Annotated in this window: 16 protein-coding genes; 3 read left to right on the top strand and 13 right to left on the bottom strand. The window is 39.9% G+C overall.

What is annotated here, in order from left to right; genetic code table 11:
- Window positions 1-7 precede the first annotated feature (7 nt).
- The 10 genes from MKX55_RS09600 to MKX55_RS09555 all read right to left on the bottom strand — a co-directional run bounded on the left by MKX55_RS09600 (window position 8) and on the right by MKX55_RS09555 (window position 11,221).
- Window positions 8-1,336, bottom strand: coding sequence for an SLC13 family permease (locus tag MKX55_RS09600; RefSeq protein WP_339237818.1), 1,329 nt, complete (start codon window positions 1,334-1,336; stop codon window positions 8-10).
- Between the two features lie 27 nt (window positions 1,337-1,363).
- On the bottom strand, window positions 1,364-2,560 hold the full coding sequence (locus MKX55_RS09595; RefSeq protein ID WP_339237816.1) for an iron-containing alcohol dehydrogenase: 1,197 nt from the start codon (window positions 2,558-2,560) through the stop codon (window positions 1,364-1,366).
- A gap of 143 nt (window positions 2,561-2,703) precedes the next feature.
- Complete coding sequence (locus tag MKX55_RS09590) at window positions 2,704-4,491, bottom strand: sigma 54-interacting transcriptional regulator (protein WP_339237814.1); 1,788 nt, start codon at window positions 4,489-4,491, stop codon at window positions 2,704-2,706.
- Window positions 4,492-4,797: 306 nt separating this feature from the next.
- Window positions 4,798-5,118, bottom strand: coding sequence for a nucleotidyltransferase domain-containing protein (locus MKX55_RS09585; RefSeq protein ID WP_339184366.1), 321 nt, complete (start codon window positions 5,116-5,118; stop codon window positions 4,798-4,800).
- Window positions 5,111-5,530 (bottom strand): nucleotidyltransferase substrate binding protein, encoded by a 420-nt coding sequence (locus tag MKX55_RS09580; protein WP_339184365.1) that lies wholly within the window; start codon window positions 5,528-5,530, stop codon window positions 5,111-5,113. The genes MKX55_RS09585 and MKX55_RS09580 overlap by 8 nt, the downstream gene beginning before the upstream one ends.
- Before the next feature lie 282 nt (window positions 5,531-5,812).
- Window positions 5,813-7,306: a tripartite tricarboxylate transporter permease gene (locus tag MKX55_RS09575; RefSeq protein WP_339184362.1), complete on the bottom strand. Its 1,494-nt coding sequence runs from the start codon at window positions 7,304-7,306 to the stop codon at window positions 5,813-5,815.
- Between the two features lie 15 nt (window positions 7,307-7,321).
- Window positions 7,322-7,774: a tripartite tricarboxylate transporter TctB family protein gene (locus MKX55_RS09570; protein WP_339184360.1), complete on the bottom strand. Its 453-nt coding sequence runs from the start codon at window positions 7,772-7,774 to the stop codon at window positions 7,322-7,324.
- Between the two features lie 13 nt (window positions 7,775-7,787).
- Complete coding sequence (locus MKX55_RS09565) at window positions 7,788-8,762, bottom strand: tripartite tricarboxylate transporter substrate binding protein (RefSeq protein WP_339237812.1); 975 nt, start codon at window positions 8,760-8,762, stop codon at window positions 7,788-7,790.
- A gap of 192 nt (window positions 8,763-8,954) precedes the next feature.
- On the bottom strand, window positions 8,955-9,638 hold the full coding sequence (locus MKX55_RS09560; protein ID WP_339237811.1) for a response regulator: 684 nt from the start codon (window positions 9,636-9,638) through the stop codon (window positions 8,955-8,957).
- A complete protein-coding gene (locus MKX55_RS09555; protein WP_339237810.1) occupies window positions 9,635-11,221 on the bottom strand; it encodes a sensor histidine kinase in 1,587 nt (528 codons plus the stop codon). The genes MKX55_RS09560 and MKX55_RS09555 overlap by 4 nt, the downstream gene beginning before the upstream one ends.
- Before the next feature lie 319 nt (window positions 11,222-11,540).
- On the opposite strand from MKX55_RS09555, the gene MKX55_RS09550 reads away from it, so the two are divergent.
- Complete coding sequence (locus MKX55_RS09550; protein WP_339237808.1) at window positions 11,541-12,722, top strand: amidohydrolase family protein; 1,182 nt, start codon at window positions 11,541-11,543, stop codon at window positions 12,720-12,722.
- A 63-nt stretch (window positions 12,723-12,785) separates the two neighbouring features.
- Here MKX55_RS09550 and MKX55_RS09545 read toward each other — a convergent pair whose 3' ends face one another.
- The 3 genes from MKX55_RS09545 to MKX55_RS09535 all read right to left on the bottom strand — a co-directional run bounded on the left by MKX55_RS09545 (window position 12,786) and on the right by MKX55_RS09535 (window position 16,092).
- On the bottom strand, window positions 12,786-13,124 hold the full coding sequence (locus MKX55_RS09545) for a DnaJ family domain-containing protein (protein ID WP_052485037.1): 339 nt from the start codon (window positions 13,122-13,124) through the stop codon (window positions 12,786-12,788).
- 234 nt (window positions 13,125-13,358) lie between these two features.
- Complete coding sequence (locus tag MKX55_RS09540) at window positions 13,359-13,793, bottom strand: hypothetical protein (protein ID WP_339184353.1); 435 nt, start codon at window positions 13,791-13,793, stop codon at window positions 13,359-13,361.
- 133 nt (window positions 13,794-13,926) lie between these two features.
- Window positions 13,927-16,092 (bottom strand): DNA topoisomerase, encoded by a 2,166-nt coding sequence (locus tag MKX55_RS09535; protein ID WP_339237806.1) that lies wholly within the window; start codon window positions 16,090-16,092, stop codon window positions 13,927-13,929.
- A gap of 231 nt (window positions 16,093-16,323) precedes the next feature.
- Between MKX55_RS09535 and MKX55_RS09530 the strand changes: the two genes are divergently transcribed.
- Window positions 16,324-16,473, top strand: a complete 150-nt coding sequence (locus MKX55_RS09530) for a hypothetical protein (protein WP_175297047.1) — start codon at window positions 16,324-16,326, stop codon at window positions 16,471-16,473.
- 477 nt (window positions 16,474-16,950) lie between these two features.
- Window positions 16,951-17,664, top strand: coding sequence for a hypothetical protein (locus MKX55_RS09525; RefSeq protein WP_339237804.1), 714 nt, complete (start codon window positions 16,951-16,953; stop codon window positions 17,662-17,664).
- The last annotated feature ends 91 nt before the right edge of the window (window positions 17,665-17,755 follow it).

The following is a 17,755-nucleotide window of genomic DNA, read 5'->3' as shown; positions in this document are numbered from 1 at the left end:
ATATTTTTTATAAAATAAGACTGTAAAGCACAATCGCCAATACTAATACGATACTTGGAACAATAATACTAACAAGGAAAACGGGTTTATATGCCCGGCTGTGCGTCTCGCCGCAAATAGCTCTTACCGTCGTAACAACGACTCCATTATGCGGAAGCGAATCCAGACCGCCGGATGCTAATGCTGAAACACGATGCATTGCACCAGGGTCTACTCCTTGGGCCAGATAAATAGGCGCGAGAATAGGCAGTGCAATACCTAATCCGCCAGAGGCCGAACCAGTAATTCCGCAAATAACCGTAACCCCAATAGCCAGCCCTAATAATGGCGGCCCAGGCAGATTAACAAGTCCAGTTATCAAGGTATCAAATGCCGATACCTCTGCGGCAACACTCCCAAAACCAACGACCGCACAGGTATTTGCCAGTGCAACCAGTGCATTTTGTGTTCCTTCCGCCATTGAGCTCCAAAATTCCTTAAGAAACTTATTCATCGTCAAGCAGGAAACGGCAATTCCTACGATTAAAGCAATTAACAAAGCAGTTGTTGGATTCATGAACTGGCCTAATATGTTTAGTAAAACAATAACTAAAAAGAGCGGTAAAATAGCAACCACAATATTCGGCAATACTTGTGATTCATTCTTTTTCGCCGCCGCATCCGCTTCTTCTTTTTCCAAAACGGATTTTGGAGGAGAAAATTCTTCGCCATTAGCAACTGCTTTCTTAACCAACGACCCAAGATATAATCCGCCGCAAATCATGATAAGCAAGGCGCATAAGACCCCGACCCAGCCGCCTGCTGTCGGTGTTGTTCCAAAGAATTCTGTCGGAATAATATTTTGGATTTCCGGTGATCCCGGTGCAGTCATCGTAAATGAAATCGATCCAAAAATAAGTGCAGCTGGAATAAAACGATGCGGCAGATTAGCTGCACGGAACAGGGAAACAGCAATGGGATAGACCGCAAAGCCAACTACAAATAAACTCACCCCTCCGTATGTCATCACTGCTGCTGCCGCTACCACGGCAAACACGGCCCGTTTAACACCGAACTTCTTTTTAATCCACTGGGCAATACTTTCCGCTGATTTGGTTTCATGCATGAACTTTCCAAAAATAGCACCCAATAAAAATACTAAAAACCATGAAGCAAAATATCCTGTAAAGCCCGTCATATAATTATCCAGTAATGCTGTTTCTAAATTCAGTCCCCCTGTAACAGCTATAACTACTGAGCTGATCAGCGCAGCAACGATAATATGAATTCCCTTCATTGTAAGATAGACAAGCAAAGCAAGCGCAGCTATCAATCCGATAAAACTGATTATTTCCATCCCATTTATCCCCCTTGATGTCCGCTTCTATAATGATGTTTCCTCTACACTAAACTGGTATGAATAACAAACATGATAAAGTGCTTCCACCTCTTCTTTTGTCGGTACTCTCGGATTATTTTGCGGACTGCCGCTGGCAAGTGCATCTTCCGCCATTTTACTGACAGCTGCTTCAAAATCTGCTTGGTCAATTCCCCAGCCTTGTAAATTAGGAACATCTAACTCATAGCACAGTTTTTTCACCTCATAAACCGTCAGATCTGCAGCTTCCTCTTTAGAGAGCCTATTTGCCTCCGCATCAAAAAATTTCGCTAAGTCAGCCAATCGATCCACACAATCATCTCTGCTGAAATCAAGCACAGCAGGAAGAAGCATTGCATTAGAAATCCCATGCGGTACATGGAACAGTGCCCCAATCGGTCTGGACATGCCATGCACTAAGCACACCGAGGCATTGGAAAAAGCCATCCCCGCCTGCATGGATCCAATAGACATTGCTTCCCGGGCAGCCACATTCTCTCCTTCGTTATAGGCCGTTCTTATATTCTTTACGATTTGTTCAATCGCCGATAAAGCCAGCGTGTCTGTCATGGACTGTGCTTTTTTCGAAATATAAGCCTCCACCGCATGACTTAAAGCGTCAATCCCGGTAGCAGCTGTAACGGATTTAGGCGATGACATGCTTAGAACAGGGTCTACAATCGCTACATTCGGCATCAGTAATGGCTGCTTAATCATCATCTTGACGTCATTCGTTGTATCCGTGATTACCGTAACATCTGTTGCTTCTGAACCTGTTCCAGCTGTAGTCGGCACTGCTATATGCGGAAGCGGCTGCTGCTCTATTTGTTTCTTCCCTCCCATATACTCGCCAATATATATCCCATTTACTGCAGCGACAGCTACTGCCTTGGCCGTATCAATACAGCTGCCGCCACCTACGGAAATAACAACATCACATTTTTCTTTTTTACATAATTCCAATGCTTCTGCAACATAAACATCTGTCGGCTCTGATTCAACCCCTAAATAGACAACGCTTTCAATCTTATCCTGCAAAAGTATATCTCTGCACTCGCTGACATAACCAAGCTTCTCCATAATACGGTCACTGATAATCAGTGCCTTTTGCCCTTTTTCCGATGCTTCCTTCCCTATCTTTTTAAAAGCATCTTTTCCATAATGAATGGTCTGTGGTGTACGAAACACATTACTCTCTCCCATAAGTATCTCTCCTTCTCTCTTTCTTTCACTTTTTAAACAGCAAAAATCATGCCAATTTTTCAGAGCTTTATTGTAAGCGTTTTAAAATAAAAGTGTAGCTAAACAGCTACACTTCACCGAAAAAATGTAGTTATTATGCTACACTATTTATCCAAACCATGCTTTTTCATTTTTTTATATAATGTCGTACGGTGCATCCCAAGTTCCTTCGCTGCCTTTGATTTGTTGCCCCTGTTCTCTTCCAGCGCTTTCATCAGAACTTCTTTTTCTTTATTCTTCACTTCCCGCTGGAAGACGTAAGACGTCTCCAGCAGGTCAAAACGCTTCAAATAGTTTGGAAGATGGTCTACATCAATCGTATCGGATTCAACTAAAATAACTAACTTTTCCATTGTATTTATCAGCTCTCGGATATTTCCATACCAGGCATAATTCATAAAAACAGCCATTGCTTCTGGTGTTACTTCTTTATCCGGAACATCATATTTCTTACACAAACTCGATAAGTAATGAGAAATCAGTACCGGGATATCTTTCGGACGCTCTCTTAACGGCGGTATGGGGATTTCAATAACGTTAATCCGGTAATATAAATCCTCTCGAAAGGTTCCCTCCCGAACCATTTCTAACAAATTCTGATTTGTCGCTACAACGATTCTTGCCTCCAGCTTTTCTTTTTGAACTCCTCCTACCCGTTCAAATTCCTTTTCCTGCAGCACACGCAATAATTTTGTCTGCATCATCTCAGGCATTTCACCAATCTCATCTAAAAACAGTGTCCCTCCTTTAGCTAATGCTAACTTTCCCGGTTTCCCGCCTTTTCTCGCACCTGTAAAGGCGCCATCTGCATAGCCAAATACTTCAGACTCAAAAAGCTGCTCCGGTATGGCGCCGCAGTTGACACTGATAAATGGTCCATTTTGGTAATAACTCAACTCGTGGATGCTTTTAGCGAACATTTCTTTCCCTGTTCCGCTTTCCCCTGTGATTAAAACGGTTGCATCTGTTTTGGCAACTTTTCGGGTAATCCGTTTCAAATCCGTTATCTGCTCACTGGATCCTTTAATCTTCTCAATAGATGCAGCATGCTCTATTCTGTTCTCCTGCAAAGGCTGCTTCACTTTGTCTCTATTTGCTGCTGTCTGCATCGTTTTTTCCAAAAACCGATCATAGATTTGATATAATTCTGTTACGCCTTCAAAAATAAGCATTCCGATTGCACCCACCAGCTTTTCTTCTCTCCATATCGGTATACGGTGCACCACCATTGGCTGCCCTTGGATATATTGGATAACTCCCCGCTCGGGCATTCCATTTATGGCTGTATGATGCAGATTGGTATTCTCAATAATTTCCTGTACTGGTCGTCCAATGGCATCCTTTTGATCAATTCCAGTAAAACGGCTGTAGGCTTCATTAAACTCAATAATGATTCCTTCCTGATTAACAACAGCAACTCCTTCATAAGCGCTTTCAAGAATAACATCCAAAATTTCGGCAGTATGAGAGGTTTGACTCAGCTCGTTCATATAAAACGATAAACATTGCTGTATTTCTTTTCTTGTTAATACGCCTGTCAGCTGCTGCTTCTCATTAACTGCAAAAAAGTAAGTATACGGCATTTTATAAAAGTCGATGATGAACTCATCGGCTCGAATAATCGAAAAATCCTCCTGTGATATATAATTCGCAATCGACGCTTCGTTTCCCCCATCCAGATACGCTTTCAGGATTGCTTTGGACGTAATGATTCCAACCGGATTCATAGATTCTCCTACAACAGGAAGGAAATCAGCTGCCAAATTATGAAGAAGCTCTGCTGCAGCTTTTACAGTTTCATTTAAACAAATGACCTCCGGATTCCTTTTCATCCAATTGCCGGCTTGACCATTTTCTTCATTTAATAGCTCTTGTGAATTCATTTGCAGCATGTTATCTTCCTCCAAAAATAAAATACGAAATGCTTTGATTATGCTTCTACAGCTGAGTATACCATAGTCTTATGAGAGAATTCATTTCAATTTCACCTGTGATAACCGTACAAATAATGTTTCGTATACATTAAAAAACACAGTATCTATCGATGCAGAAATTACCATAGATACTGTGTTTACATGTTGAAATTTTCTTTATTTAACTGCCTTTCTGCTCCTGCATTCAATAATAAATCTATCCCATAGGCAATAAAATAATTAAAATATTAAAATCAACTATGCTATAGTTAAGTGTATTTGCTTCTAAGAAGTCTTTTTATCAATAACTGCTCCTTCCGAATAAATCACCCTTCCGCTTTTCAAAATTTCCTCTTTTAACTCTTCTGGAGCATCTTCATACTTAATCAAATCCAAAAATAGCAATGTATCTAACTCCTCTTCTAAAGCAAACGTTAATTCCACCCATTCTTCCTTCGTCATATTTGGAGCAACAAATGCTAAATCAATATCAGATTTTAGTGTATAATCACCAACAGCTCTTGATCCAAAAAGAATAATTTTATGAATGGTATTGATACGTTGACCAACATTCGTTAACTGATTTATGATTTTTTGCTCAATCATCGTAAGATTCACTCCCTCCTTCTTTATACTTTTCTTTTAGAAATTTAAAGGTCTCCTTCATTTCAGGGAAATAACCTGCAATATTTTCATAAATATCTCTTGCCTTCTTTTCATCATATACATGGGAGGTTTCATTTCTATCACGGAGCATTTGCAGCCAAGATTGTTCATTTTGAATCCAATCTACTGCATATGCTTGTTTTAATGTCTCTCTGGGGGATTTTGCTTCAATCCCTTCTTCTTCAAGCATTCGTTTTAACGTTTTCCAATAAAGCTCAAATGTAAACTCAAAGCGTTGAATTGTTCCATCAATATACAAACTATTCTTAGCACCTTCATTTAGAGCCTCTTCCAGTCTTCCGATTGCTTTTTCCAGATTAGCTAAGCTCTGCAAGGTCTTTCTTGCCGACATAAATATTCCTCCCTCTATATAATTAAACGCAACAAGCTTATTGTTATGTATTTTACTATAATGCACGCTATATGGGCAAACGGATGGTAATTCAAAATAGTTCGCAGAGTTAATACTTTTTCATTAGGTCGTACTACTCTTTTAAGATATTCCCAAATATTTTATCAAAAGCATATAAAACTGGATATTTCATATAATTTATCATATTTATGCTAATTACAAACAAAAAAAGCGGCACCTATTTGTTAATAATAGATGTTCGCTTTTTTTGTATATGATATTTTATTTCACTGCCTTTCTCCTCCTAAAAACCTTCGCAATCAATGGATAACAAAGGGATAAAACAGTCAGCAAAGCAAGAACAATCGCAATCGGAGAAGCAAATAAAATATCCATTGGAGAATCATAAACAATCATTGCTCTCTGGAAGTTTTGCTCCATATCTCCCCCTACAATCAAAGCAAGAATTAACGGCACAACAGGATAATTCAGAATACGCATCAACAATCCAATAACACCGGCAATAATTAAAATATAAAAATCAATTGTGCTGTATCCAAGTGTATATGCCCCTAAGAAGGAAAGAATAAGAACAATCGGATATAATACATTTGGTGGTGTTTTTAAGATTTTCACCAGCATACCGACCATTAAGATATTAATAATTACTAAGATAATGTTCCCGATAAACATACTGTTGATCAGCGTCCAAATCGTATCCGGACTATTTTCAAATAACAAAGGCCCCGGTGTGATTCCAATCATAACAAGTGCTCCCAGCATCACTGCTGTTGTCCCAGATCCAGGTATCCCCATGGTCAGCATCGGGATCAGCGAGCCGACAGCCGATGCACTGTTTGCGGATTCTGGTGCAACCAGTCCTTCTACAGCACCCTTGCCGAATTCATCTTTATTTTTGGATATTTGTTTTTCCGTACTATAAGATAACAAAGAAGCAATCGTTCCGCCAGAACCGGGAAGTACACCGAGGAAGAATCCGATCGGGCCGCTTCGGATAATCGGGGCAAGCGATCGCTTCCACTGCTCCTTCGTAAACCACTTGCTCCCGATGTCCTGCCCATTTGATTTTCCGGAGTATTGCGGTTTAAGTAAATTATAAAGCACTTCCCCTATGGCATAAATACCGATAATGATTACAATAAAATTAATACCATCTGTTAAATGCGGCAATCCAAAGGTGAAGCGGTGTACGCCGGATTGCAAATCCACTCCGATAGTACTGATTCCCAATCCTAAAAACATGGTTAAAAAGCCTTTAATAATATTTCCTTGCGATAAGGTCACCACAGCAGATAAGGCAAATAGGAACAACAGCAAAAACTCAGCCGGTCCAAAATTTAATGCAAAATTTGCTAGCGGTATTGCTAAAAAGATAAATCCGAAGATTGCCATCACGCCGCCAATCAGCGAAGCCATCGCAGCAATAGACATCGCCTGCCCTGCCAGTCCCTTCTTCGTCATCGGGTATCCGTCGAATGTAGCTGCAATCGAAGAACCATCTCCCGGCGTATTAATCAGAATAGAGCTGCGGGAGCCTCCAAATAAAGCTCCGTAGTAAATCGCTGCCATTAAAATCAATGCGCTGACCGGCTCCATTCCAAAAGTTAACGGAATAAGCACTGCTACTCCCGTTGCCGCTCCAAGCCCCGGCAGAATACCGACAATTGTACCAAGGACTGCTCCAAGTAAAAGCCATAACAAATTAGCAGGCTGGAGCGCTGTCCATAATCCATCTAAAATAATATTTACATCCATTCTTGCACTCCTCCTCTAAGGCAGACTTATTTGCAGCAGCTCTGTGAATCCATACCAGGTTGAAACAGAAACAACCAGTGTTACAATTACATTCAAGAGCCATTTCTTCATTCCGTTTAAATAAAACATAAGCGCTCCCATAAATAATATCGTTGCAATCAAATAACCGACATGTTCAAAAATAAGCGTATATATCACGCAAATTCCAATAATAATTGCAATTAACTTAAATGATTTCAGCTGGGCAATCAGCTCTAAATCTTTGTTCTTCGCATGTATTTGCTTACGTACATTGACTAAATCAGCGATAGAAAATATCAACAATCCAGCGCAAACAAATAAAGGAAAAAATTTTGGTCCATCCGGATTACCTAATGTGGCCGGATCTAATTGTATAATCATCGTGCCATAGATAACGCTGCCAATAATAAACATGACAGGCATGGCATACCGTATTGCTACCTGCATCCTATTTTCCCTCCTAAGGCGTTAAGCCAGAATCCTCTACTATACCTTCAAAAAATTCATTTTGCTCTTGTAAAAATTCTTTTGTTTCTTCACTATTCATATAAAATTCTTCCAAATTATTATTCTCTAAATCTGCTTTCCACTCATCTGTTTTTACCATTTCACTCAAATAAAGGTCCCAAGCGGCAACTTCCTCCTCACTCATCCCTGGAGGGCCCATAATCCCGCGCCAATGCGGAAATTCCATATCAATATCCTGCTCTTTCCAGGTTGGTATATCCGGAAATGCGTCCAGTCTTTCTGGCGATGTAACAGCTAAAATATCTACTTCTCCTGCTAAATACTGTTCAGATAGATCAGATAACGAGTTACTGGTGACATCAATATGTCCGCCAAGTAATGCATTCATAATATCGCCCCCGCTGCTGTAAACAAGGAACTGTAATTCTGTCGGATCAATACCGTATTCAATCACAGCTTGGACAAAGGCCAGATGATTTCCGCTTCCTAAGGATGGGCTGACACCAATCACCAGCGACTTTGGATCTTCCTTTAACTGCTCCAATAACTCTGTACCGCTGTCAATTCCTGCATCCTCCCGGACTGCAACCGCCAGCCATTCCGTAGATAACATGGCTAATGGCGTAAATTCTTCATAGGTTAATTCCGTCTGACCGAGCAATGGACCCGTAATCAATAGACTGGAATTTAACGCAGCAAAATGCGCATCCTGCTGCATCAAGTATTGCCAGCCTACTTCCCCGCCGCCTCCAGGCTTGTTCACTACGGTAATATCTTCTTCGACAGTTCCGTCCGCATTCATCGCCCGCTGTGCAGAACGGGCTGTTCTATCCCATCCGCCGCCCGGGCTTGCCGGAGAAATAATCTCTATGTTTTTTTCAGGAAAAGTCCCTTTCCCTTCACTCGTATTCTCTGAACACCCCGCCAGAAGAATACAGCCAATAAATAATAAGCATAAACGCTTCATGTTAACACCTCACCAAATCAATAATTAAGTAAACGCTTTCAATGATAGGGTAATTATTGCAAACCCAAAGAGGAAAAACAATATTTCGAATTTTATTCACTTAACATTCTTTAATGCCTTTTCGTCCTTTTTATCCATTAAGTGAAAAAAAGAGAATAAAAAAACACCCTGATATCAGGATGTTTTGATGTTTTACTGTAAAATATATCTTCTTTCCGGCCGGCCGATAACCCCATAATTTAAAATGGTAGTAGCTTCTTCATTGGATACAATATGCTCCAAATATCGTCTGGCCGTTGTTCTTGAAATTCCCACCAGCTGGCACATCTTATCAATCGTTACACCTTCAGGATGCTCCTTTAATGCTGCTTTTACTTTTTCTAATGTAATGGAATCAATCCCTGTAGGCAATGGCATATTTGTCCCTTTTTCTTCTATGCTTCGCTGGTACCCCCCTGTCAAAAAATAATCGGTATCGTTCGCTTTAAATTCTCCCATTTCTTCAAACCATATCCGATCCTTTATATATTGTTTTATCGTATTTGTAAAATCATCCACTGTCACTGGTTTAATTAAGTACTGGTATACGCCATAACGTTTTGCCAGCTGCAAATGCTGACGGTCTGTAGATGCGGAGACCATAATAATATCTAGCTCCGGGGAATGCATTCGCAGGTAATGAAGCAATTCTGTCCCTAATATATCAGGAAAATAAATATCAAGGATGACCAGATCTACTTTCTCTTTTTCCATCAGCTCCTTGAGTTCTTTTCCATTTAGCGCTCTTCCAGCAACTGTTATCTCTGAAAAAGACTGCAGATACTTTTCATGCAATAAAGCCACCCGATAATCATCTTCTGCAATAACCACATTCATTTTTTCACCACTTCTCCTTTTGGTAAATAGATAGAAAATACGGTTCCGCCGTCAGCTGGCGAGGTCACTTCCATCTCCCCACAATACTTTTTCACCGTTTCATAGACATGAAACAGACCATAGCCTCTATTTTCCCCTTTGCTGGAATATCCTCTGGTAAAAATCTGCCCGGTCTGTTCTTTCGTCATCCCCTGTCCGGTATCTTCTATATCTATCACAATATCGCTTCCAACATCGGTAACCATCACAGTGATTCTCTGTTCCTCCGATTCTAGTACAGCATCCATGGCGTTATCTAATAAATTTCCGAGCATGATAGCCATATCCGTAGCAGCTATTTTCGTTTTATCCAGATGACTCGCTTCCTCTATGACAAGTGATATTTTTTTCTCAGCCGCCTTCGCTATTTTCCCTAATAAAATTGCTTGCGCTCCAGGGTCTTTAATGTTCTTCAACATCGGGAATGCTTGTCGTTTATCAGCGGTTTCTTCCTGAATCACTTTTAATGCTTCCTCATATTGCTCAAGCTGGATTAACCCCAACAGCACATACATCTTATTTTTAAATTCATGTGTCTGGGCACGCAGGCTATCTGCATAGCCCTCTATCTGCATCACTGTTTCTTGAAGCTGCTTCATATCTGTTTTATCTCGAAAACTGCAAATTGCACCGACAATCTGTTTATTTTCATATAAAGGAATGCGATTCGTAATAAATGTTTTCCCTTGGTACACTTTTTCCTCATCATAGCTCGGCTTTCCAGAGAAAAGCGTCTCCGGCAGGCCAAGCAGTTGAATCGACTGCTGGAGATTCATCGTTGAACTCAGCAATGCCTCTGCAGAGGGATTAATCAAGGAAATCGCTTGCTTATCATCAATCACAATAATTCCTTCTTTTACTGCGTTTAACATGGCTTCCCGTTCGCGGAACATTTCTGCGATAACAGCTGGCTCTCTCCCGAGTGTATCCTCCTGAATACTTCTTGCTAAAAACAACGCTCCGCCAACGCAAAGAATCATCCCGATGGATGCCACGACAACTAATCTTGTGAGCTTACTTACTATGATAGCGTTGATTGATTCTTCCAAGTACTCGACTGTAACCGCACCGATAATTTTTTCACCGCCATTGGCATCCACCTCTTCATAGATTGGCGCAGTGGTCATAATAGCAGGTCCAAGCGCCCCTTCCCCCGATTCGGTCACATAGGAGCCATATAACAGCGTTTGGTCAAATTGCTCTGTTTCTTCCGTTATACCGATGTGGTTTTCATCTGGATGAATGATATATTCTCCATCTCGTGTAACTACGGTCACAACCGGATTTTCTGCCTGCAGCCGCACACGGTCAATAATTCCCTGTAATTCGTCATGGTCACTGCTGCTGACAGCTTCCTCCAAAGCCGGCATAAAGGCCAGTCCATTAGCGGTCTGTCTGGATAATTGCTTGTATGTATCCTGGGCATTGCCAATCTCAAAGTAAGCAAACACAGAAATAAATAATAAAATAAGAAAAGTAGATAAAGTCAGAAATATAAAGACAATCCGCTTCCGAATCGTCATATTTTTAATCAAAGAAAACATTTATACCTCCTTTTCTATTGATCCATGAGTTTATTTCGTTTTATGTAATAGCATTATCAGTTTATCGGAAATCTGGTGTTGGGGCAAGAGAACTAGATTCGTTGTAGCCCTGTTTCTATATACAATATGGATTATCTCTTTTGTTCTTGTCACATGAAAGAAAACCCTTACAAACAAAGTACACATAGCAGGTTTATAACATCCCCTTAATTTAACTAGAACTTTTTCTCACAATTTCTTCTCTTTTTATGATATATTGTTCTTTATTCTAAAATATTTCACACACCCTTAGAAAAACCTATCACGAGGAGAGACAAGAATGACAACCATCTTATTTAAAAATGCCAAAGTGTTTACTGGCAAAAATACGGATTTTGAAGGAATTGACTTTGCTGTAGATACAGAAGCAGGCCAATTTATCAACAAAGAAACAGCAAACGCAGATGAAACGATCGACTTAAAAGGGAAATATGTCATGCCCGGCTTAATCAACGCCCACACGCATATTATCTTAGATCCCTTCTTCAAAATCGGCGGCCTTTCTTCGGTCAATGCAGCTCAGACGGGAGCCGTCGTAAACACGTATATTGCAATTGATAACCTGAATAAACTTTTAAAACACGGCGTTACTTATATACGTGATGTTGGTTCCTCTGACAACATTGATTTACAGTTATCTAAATTAGAAAAAGAAAATAAAATAACAGCCCCTGGAATTATCGGATCCGGTCCTGCCATCGTAATGACAGGCGGGCATGGCGTAGAACTCGGATGGGAGTCGGACGGCGTAGATGAAATTCGTAAACATGCCCGCACCAATATTAAAAATGGAGCACGAAATATTAAAGTCATGGCAACCGGCGGCGTCAGTATGGATGGGGAAACACCTAATGATGTTCAGCTTAGCGTCGAGGAAATGCGTGCTGCGGTGGACGAGGCACATCATAAAGGCTATACTGCCTGTGCACATGCTCAAGGAACAGAAGGAATCAAAAACGCCATCCGTGCTGGAGTAGATTCGATTGAACATGGGATTTATTTAGATGATGAAGCCATCCAGATGATGCTGGATAATGATACTTATCTTGTTCCAACCTTAATGGCACCTTGGGCAATCAATCAGCATCCGGAAAAACTGCCTGATTTTATGGTAAAAAAATCACTTGCTGTTCAAGAAGCACATATTGAAAGTATTGGCAAAGCTGCTAAGGCTGGAATCAAAATTGCAATGGGGACAGACTCCGGAACCGCTTATAATGACTTTGAGAAAGGGCCCTCTCAAGAGCTTGAACAGATGGTCGATGCTGGTTTAACACCATTGCAGGCATTACAATCAGCTTCTATCAATGCAGCAGAACTGTTGAAAATAAATGATTATGCAGGCTCTATTGAGACAGACAAGCTTGCTGATTTTATTATTATTGAAGAAAATCCATTAGAGAATATCAAAGCTGTCCAAGCGGATAAAATTGTTTATAAAAAAGGGAAGAAAGTAGAATAACTCTACAGAAAACAACTGGACTTGCAAAGATAAGATATATCCTGCAAGTCCAGTTGTTTATATTCACCACACTTTTTTTGCATTTTCCAAATCAGTTAAACTGATAAAGCTCTTTTGCATTGGAGGCGGACAAATGCGATTATGCATTTTTATTTGTTTATTTATTTTCTTAATATCCTTTTCAGTTTGAGCTTCCTGCACAAATACACTGATTTCCTTTTGCAGCTTCAACCATGGCGGTAAATAGCCTGCATCCTTCGCTATTTTTTGAAAATGCTGGAACGTATCCTTTTCCATATAATCCTTTGTTAGCGGTTTTCCCTTTCCCGGCAAATTCTTTTCATAGCTATAATCGTTCTCTTTAATCATATCTCCAATTAAATCATTGTATTTCCTTTCCAAACAAATCCCTCCTGCCCTTATTTGTTTAAGCAATCCAATGAATCATTAAGATCAAGTAAATTAAAATAATACTTCTACTTTTCAGTATACTGTTTAATTATATATCGCGCTATTAATCTTCTTTATTATAAAAAATGAAACGTGCTATACTTTCTTAACAACTATCTCCACATAAAAAAGCTGCCCATAAAGTAAAATACCTCATGGAGCAGCCAGACTGCATTGCAGTAACATCTATTGTGACATTTTTTTCTTTTCGGAGAAGAGCTTCCCTCTCTCCAGCCATTTTTGTTTGGCTTCTTTCCTTCGCTTTACTTCTGCTTTTACAAGCTTTGGATAAGTATCTTCAGCAAAGTCCTGGACGCTGTCCCAATCTGAAAAGAAAAGAACCTTCATATCTCTGGAACCATCTTCATTACGGCGTTTATTCAGGCAAACGCCAAAAATCCGGTTCGATTCCTCAATCATCTGTTTAAATAAAAGGGGATGTTTTTCCTGATCCCTGTACAACTCTTCCATCATTCCCATATAATGTGAATCGTAATGATGGAACGGCATATCGGAATCAATGCTTTTGCTGCTGCGATAAACTTTACGGTTGTTTGCGTAAATCCATATTAAAGTACCATAATCCAGATTTTCCTTTGTACTTACGATAACTTTTTTCATGTTTGTCATCCTGTCTAGAGGAAAATTTAGCATGGTAAATATCATTCTTAAAATCTCCGTTTATTAAATAATGCTACCTCTACTATTTAGTATACACTACTTTCACTTTAAAAGCTTGAAAACTTCGAAGAACCTACTTTGAAAACTCCATTTTCCAGCTGTAGTAGTCGTTTTCTTTATTCTTTTCATAGCTTAAATAAGCATTGAATTTCTTTCCTTTTTTACTTGTCAGACCTTTCACAAAGACTTTCTTATCCTTCAACAGCTTTTTCACCATGGTTTTCGTCGGCTTCTTCCGCATCGAAGCTAAATATTTATCATTTTTCCAAATGGCAAATGTACAGCCCTGCTTCCGGTTGCTGCAGTTAAAGGCTTTATAGCCATCTATTACTTTGCCGCCGCACTGCGGACAGGTTCCCACTACTTCATTGGTTGCCCGTGTCTGCGTTACCTTATTGATAATAACGTCCTCTCCATGCTTGATTGTTTCAACGGATTCTGATGTAAAATGAAAAACGAGCCGGAGAAATTCCTGCTTGTCCGCTTTTCCTTTTTGAATATCTGATAAGGCTTTTTCAAGACGTCCGGTGAATTCTAAATCAAATAAATCTTTTACAGGAAAAGTGGTAACCAGCCGTTTACCAAGCTCTGTACAAAGCAAATGCTTACTTTCCGTTGTAATATAGCCTATATCCTTCAACTTTTTAATGGTTTCGGCTCTTGTTGCAGCAGTGCCAATACTAAAACCGGTCAAAATACTGCCCATCAGCTCCTCGCTTTCATCCTCCTGGTAGCTTTTCCCGCATGTTTCCATCACACGCAGCAAGGTTCTTTCAGTATGGTGCTTTGGCGGCTTTGTGACATGGGAAGTGACTTCAGAATCGCTCACCTGGACACGCTCCTGCTTATCCACTGACGGCAGCAGAGTATCCTTAGATTGGATATTCTCTACCTTTTTCCATCCTTCCACTAACTGTACTTTCCCTTTTGAATGGAAAACACCAGATAAATCCACATCCAGAATTTTTGTAGTCAGCTTTGTCTCTTCATATTCTGCTATCGGCATAAATTGCATAATAAAGCGGTTTTTAATGGCTGTGTAGACAATTCCTTCATCTGCCGAGAGCCGTTTAGGCTTCATATAAGTGGGAATGATCGCGCTGTGACTTTCCACTTTTGCGTTATTAAAGACACGCTTTGTTTTCATAAACTTCATTTCATCCTTATAAGGAAGCCCTTCGGAATGTACTTTTAAGACATGGACTGTTTTTCCAACCAGGCTTTCTTCTAAGGCAGTACTCGCAGTTCGCGGATAGGTAATCAGCTTTTTCTCATAAAGTGACTGAGCGACCTTTAATACCTTATCAGATGTCCATCCCTTGAATTTATTCGTTATAAACCCTTGCAAATTGGATAAATTGAATAGAAACGGCGGGAATTCCTTTTTCTTTTCCACCTGTTTATCAGTAATCATGGCTTGTTTGTTTTGAATCGCTTCGTTAATTGGCTCCAATAATTCTTTTTTCTTAAATTTATCCTCTTTGTTTTCGACATAAGTCCCTTCGTATTCGTGGTTAGCCGCCGTTTGAAAGGTTGCAGTCAGTTTAAAATAATCCTCCGGCTTAAAATTTTCAATCTCTTGATCACGGTCATAGATTATTTTTAAAGTTGGAAGCAGCACCCGGCCTATATTTAACGCTTTGCTTTTACCCTGCTGATATTTTAACGTTGCCACGGATGTCAGGTTAATACCGATAACCCAATCTGCCCATTGCCTGCTGATTCCCGCATCGCGCAACGGCTTCATCCTATCGTTTGTTTGGAGATTTTCCAGGCCCTGCAGTACTTCGTTTTGCGTCCATTCATTTAAAAGCAGGCGATATACCACTGCCTTTGGCTTCACCCCGCCCCGGTAGATGATACTATCTGCAATTAACTGGCCTTCCCGGTCATAATCACACGCTGAAATAATTTCCTCCACATCATTCCGCTTCATTAAAGAGTGAATCGTTTTTAACTGCTTTGCAGCTCCGCCATCAGTTTGCGCCCGATTTCTTGGATTGCTTTTCACTTTATATTTAAATTCAGAAGGGATAAAAGGAAAATTATCCATTTTCCAGCTCCGCATTTTCCCATCATAGTCTTTTGCATCATACAGCTCGACAAGATGGCCAAATGCCCAGGTAATCACATAGCGCTCCCCTTCAAAATAGCCGTCTTTTTTCGTTTTTATATTTAATGCATCTGCAATATTTTTTGCGACAGATGGCTTCTCTGCTAAGATTAATCGGACTCCCATTTCGAATTCATCGCCTTTCCTTTAAAGCCATATCAGCTGGTTTTTCGCTATCATTTTTTCATATTAGAAACATTCGTTCGATACCTTATTATGCCATAGATTTCACTTTTTTTCTAATAGATACCTAAAATCGCAGCTCCTCATTATTGCTCGCTTATAATTTATCGCTATATGGTTAAACTAGCTTCATTGGTGATTATAATCACTATATTTACTTACAGGAGGTGCGCCATGTCTGAACAAAATAAAAATCGCAATAAGGATAAAGGAAAGCAAAATAATCGCAATAAACATAATAAAACAGGCAATGATACGGAATTTGCGAGTGAAAATAGTGAGTTTCTGAACTTAGACAATAAGAAAAACAAACGGAAAAGGTAGCATCTTTACAAAAAAGCTGAGTGACCAGTTGACTCAGTTTTTTTGTTGCCTAGTTGTAAAACCGCTTCCCTTTTTTCATATTTATATGGAAATGTTTGTTGCTATCCTTTATACTGAAAACAGACGAGGGTCAAAGAAGCCCTGTCCGCTTTATATCTTCATCATTTCCCTTCCTGAAAACATCTTCTTTAAAAATTCCTTCACAGCTTGATTCTATTTTTTATTGCTTCTGCTGCCGCTGTATTTTTCTTCAAAACAAAACTCATATCTGGTTAAAATCCTGCGCATCCCCTTCTATCGCAAGTATTTCTTTTCACGCCCCTGTCGAAAATCATTCCCAATAGTTTTTACAATTCAATATATCCATTTACTTTGACTATCGAAGTTTTACAACCCGGCTAGAATACTTTATGATTAATTTAACATACTTACCTATTTATTGAATTGAAATCACACAAAAGGAAGGAAAGTCTAAAAATGAAAAAACATATAAAATTCTCCTGCTCCAGTCTTCTTCTGTTGTCTCTCATTTTTTTGCTTATTGCCTGTTCAGACAATACAAATGATGAAGAGAACCCTGATTCTGTCACAGATGAAACTGCTGAAGAACCGGGTGTGGCAGACGATGAAGACTTACCGGATAGGGAGGAATCAGATAACCCTTCAGAAACAGATAACTCATCGGAAGATTCCTCCGAAAATAACACTGATAATCAACCAAGTGAAGAAACGGAAACAGATGCTTCGGAAGACGAAGAAGCGGGGAACGATCAGGCATTATCAGACTATTCTTCCGAAGAAATTGAATACGCCCGCGTCTGGCTGCAGCTTGGGCCAAATCAAGATATCGATGAATTATACGTCGAACATATTCCAGCCGGTACACCGCTCGACCCCAACGATGAAGAAAATGATGTGAGCTATCCGGAAGATGTGATTCAGGTCTCCGGTTCCCGTATTGCAGATGGCATGATTACGTATAGCGGGAATGGAGACGGTACTATTAATGTATATGACATTCCATATGGAAATCGATGGTACGGAGGGATGCCTCGTCCGGATGATGTTGATTTAGAAGAAGTACAGGAAGATATGCGAGAGATGATTGAAAATACAGAGACGGTCACCATTGAGCCTGGTGAGGATGAAGAGGTTATAACTATTATTGAAAAAATGTATATTATTGATTGAGACGATTGAAGATTCTTGCAGGGAACCCCTGATAGAATATAACATCGATAAATAATAAGGCGGCTGGAAAGTATCTATTCCAGCCGCCTTA

Origin of the sequence: Oceanobacillus sp. FSL W7-1281 (assembly GCF_037969835.1) — a bacterium.
In the GTDB taxonomy this organism is placed as follows: Bacteria; Bacillota; Bacilli; order Bacillales; family Amphibacillaceae; genus Oceanobacillus; species Oceanobacillus oncorhynchi.
The sequence above is the reverse complement of the archived record's forward strand: the minus strand, read 5'-3'. Positions and strand labels throughout refer to the sequence as shown.

What these genes read in the sequence shown, in the direction of transcription:
- MKX55_RS09575 (WP_339184362.1), bottom strand. Translation starts at nt 7,306, where the DNA reads ATGGATGTAAATATTATTTTAGATGGATTATGGACAGCGCTCCAGCCT.
- MKX55_RS09525 (WP_339237804.1), top strand. Translation starts at nt 16,951, where the DNA reads ATGAAAAAACATATAAAATTCTCCTGCTCCAGTCTTCTTCTGTTGTCT.
- MKX55_RS09570 (WP_339184360.1), bottom strand. Translation starts at nt 7,774, where the DNA reads ATGCAGGTAGCAATACGGTATGCCATGCCTGTCATGTTTATTATTGGC.
- MKX55_RS09550 (WP_339237808.1), top strand. Translation starts at nt 11,541, where the DNA reads ATGACAACCATCTTATTTAAAAATGCCAAAGTGTTTACTGGCAAAAAT.
- MKX55_RS09535 (WP_339237806.1), bottom strand. Translation starts at nt 16,092, where the DNA reads ATGGGAGTCCGATTAATCTTAGCAGAGAAGCCATCTGTCGCAAAAAAT.
- MKX55_RS09565 (WP_339237812.1), bottom strand. Translation starts at nt 8,762, where the DNA reads ATGAAGCGTTTATGCTTATTATTTATTGGCTGTATTCTTCTGGCGGGG.
- MKX55_RS09580 (WP_339184365.1), bottom strand. Translation starts at nt 5,530, where the DNA reads ATGTCGGCAAGAAAGACCTTGCAGAGCTTAGCTAATCTGGAAAAAGCA.
- MKX55_RS09600 (WP_339237818.1), bottom strand. Translation starts at nt 1,336, where the DNA reads ATGGAAATAATCAGTTTTATCGGATTGATAGCTGCGCTTGCTTTGCTT.
- MKX55_RS09590 (WP_339237814.1), bottom strand. Translation starts at nt 4,491, where the DNA reads ATGCTGCAAATGAATTCACAAGAGCTATTAAATGAAGAAAATGGTCAA.
- MKX55_RS09560 (WP_339237811.1), bottom strand. Translation starts at nt 9,638, where the DNA reads ATGAATGTGGTTATTGCAGAAGATGATTATCGGGTGGCTTTATTGCAT.
- MKX55_RS09585 (WP_339184366.1), bottom strand. Translation starts at nt 5,118, where the DNA reads ATGATTGAGCAAAAAATCATAAATCAGTTAACGAATGTTGGTCAACGT.
- MKX55_RS09540 (WP_339184353.1), bottom strand. Translation starts at nt 13,793, where the DNA reads ATGAAAAAAGTTATCGTAAGTACAAAGGAAAATCTGGATTATGGTACT.
- MKX55_RS09595 (WP_339237816.1), bottom strand. Translation starts at nt 2,560, where the DNA reads ATGGGAGAGAGTAATGTGTTTCGTACACCACAGACCATTCATTATGGA.
- MKX55_RS09555 (WP_339237810.1), bottom strand. Translation starts at nt 11,221, where the DNA reads ATGTTTTCTTTGATTAAAAATATGACGATTCGGAAGCGGATTGTCTTT.
- MKX55_RS09530 (WP_175297047.1), top strand. Translation starts at nt 16,324, where the DNA reads ATGTCTGAACAAAATAAAAATCGCAATAAGGATAAAGGAAAGCAAAAT.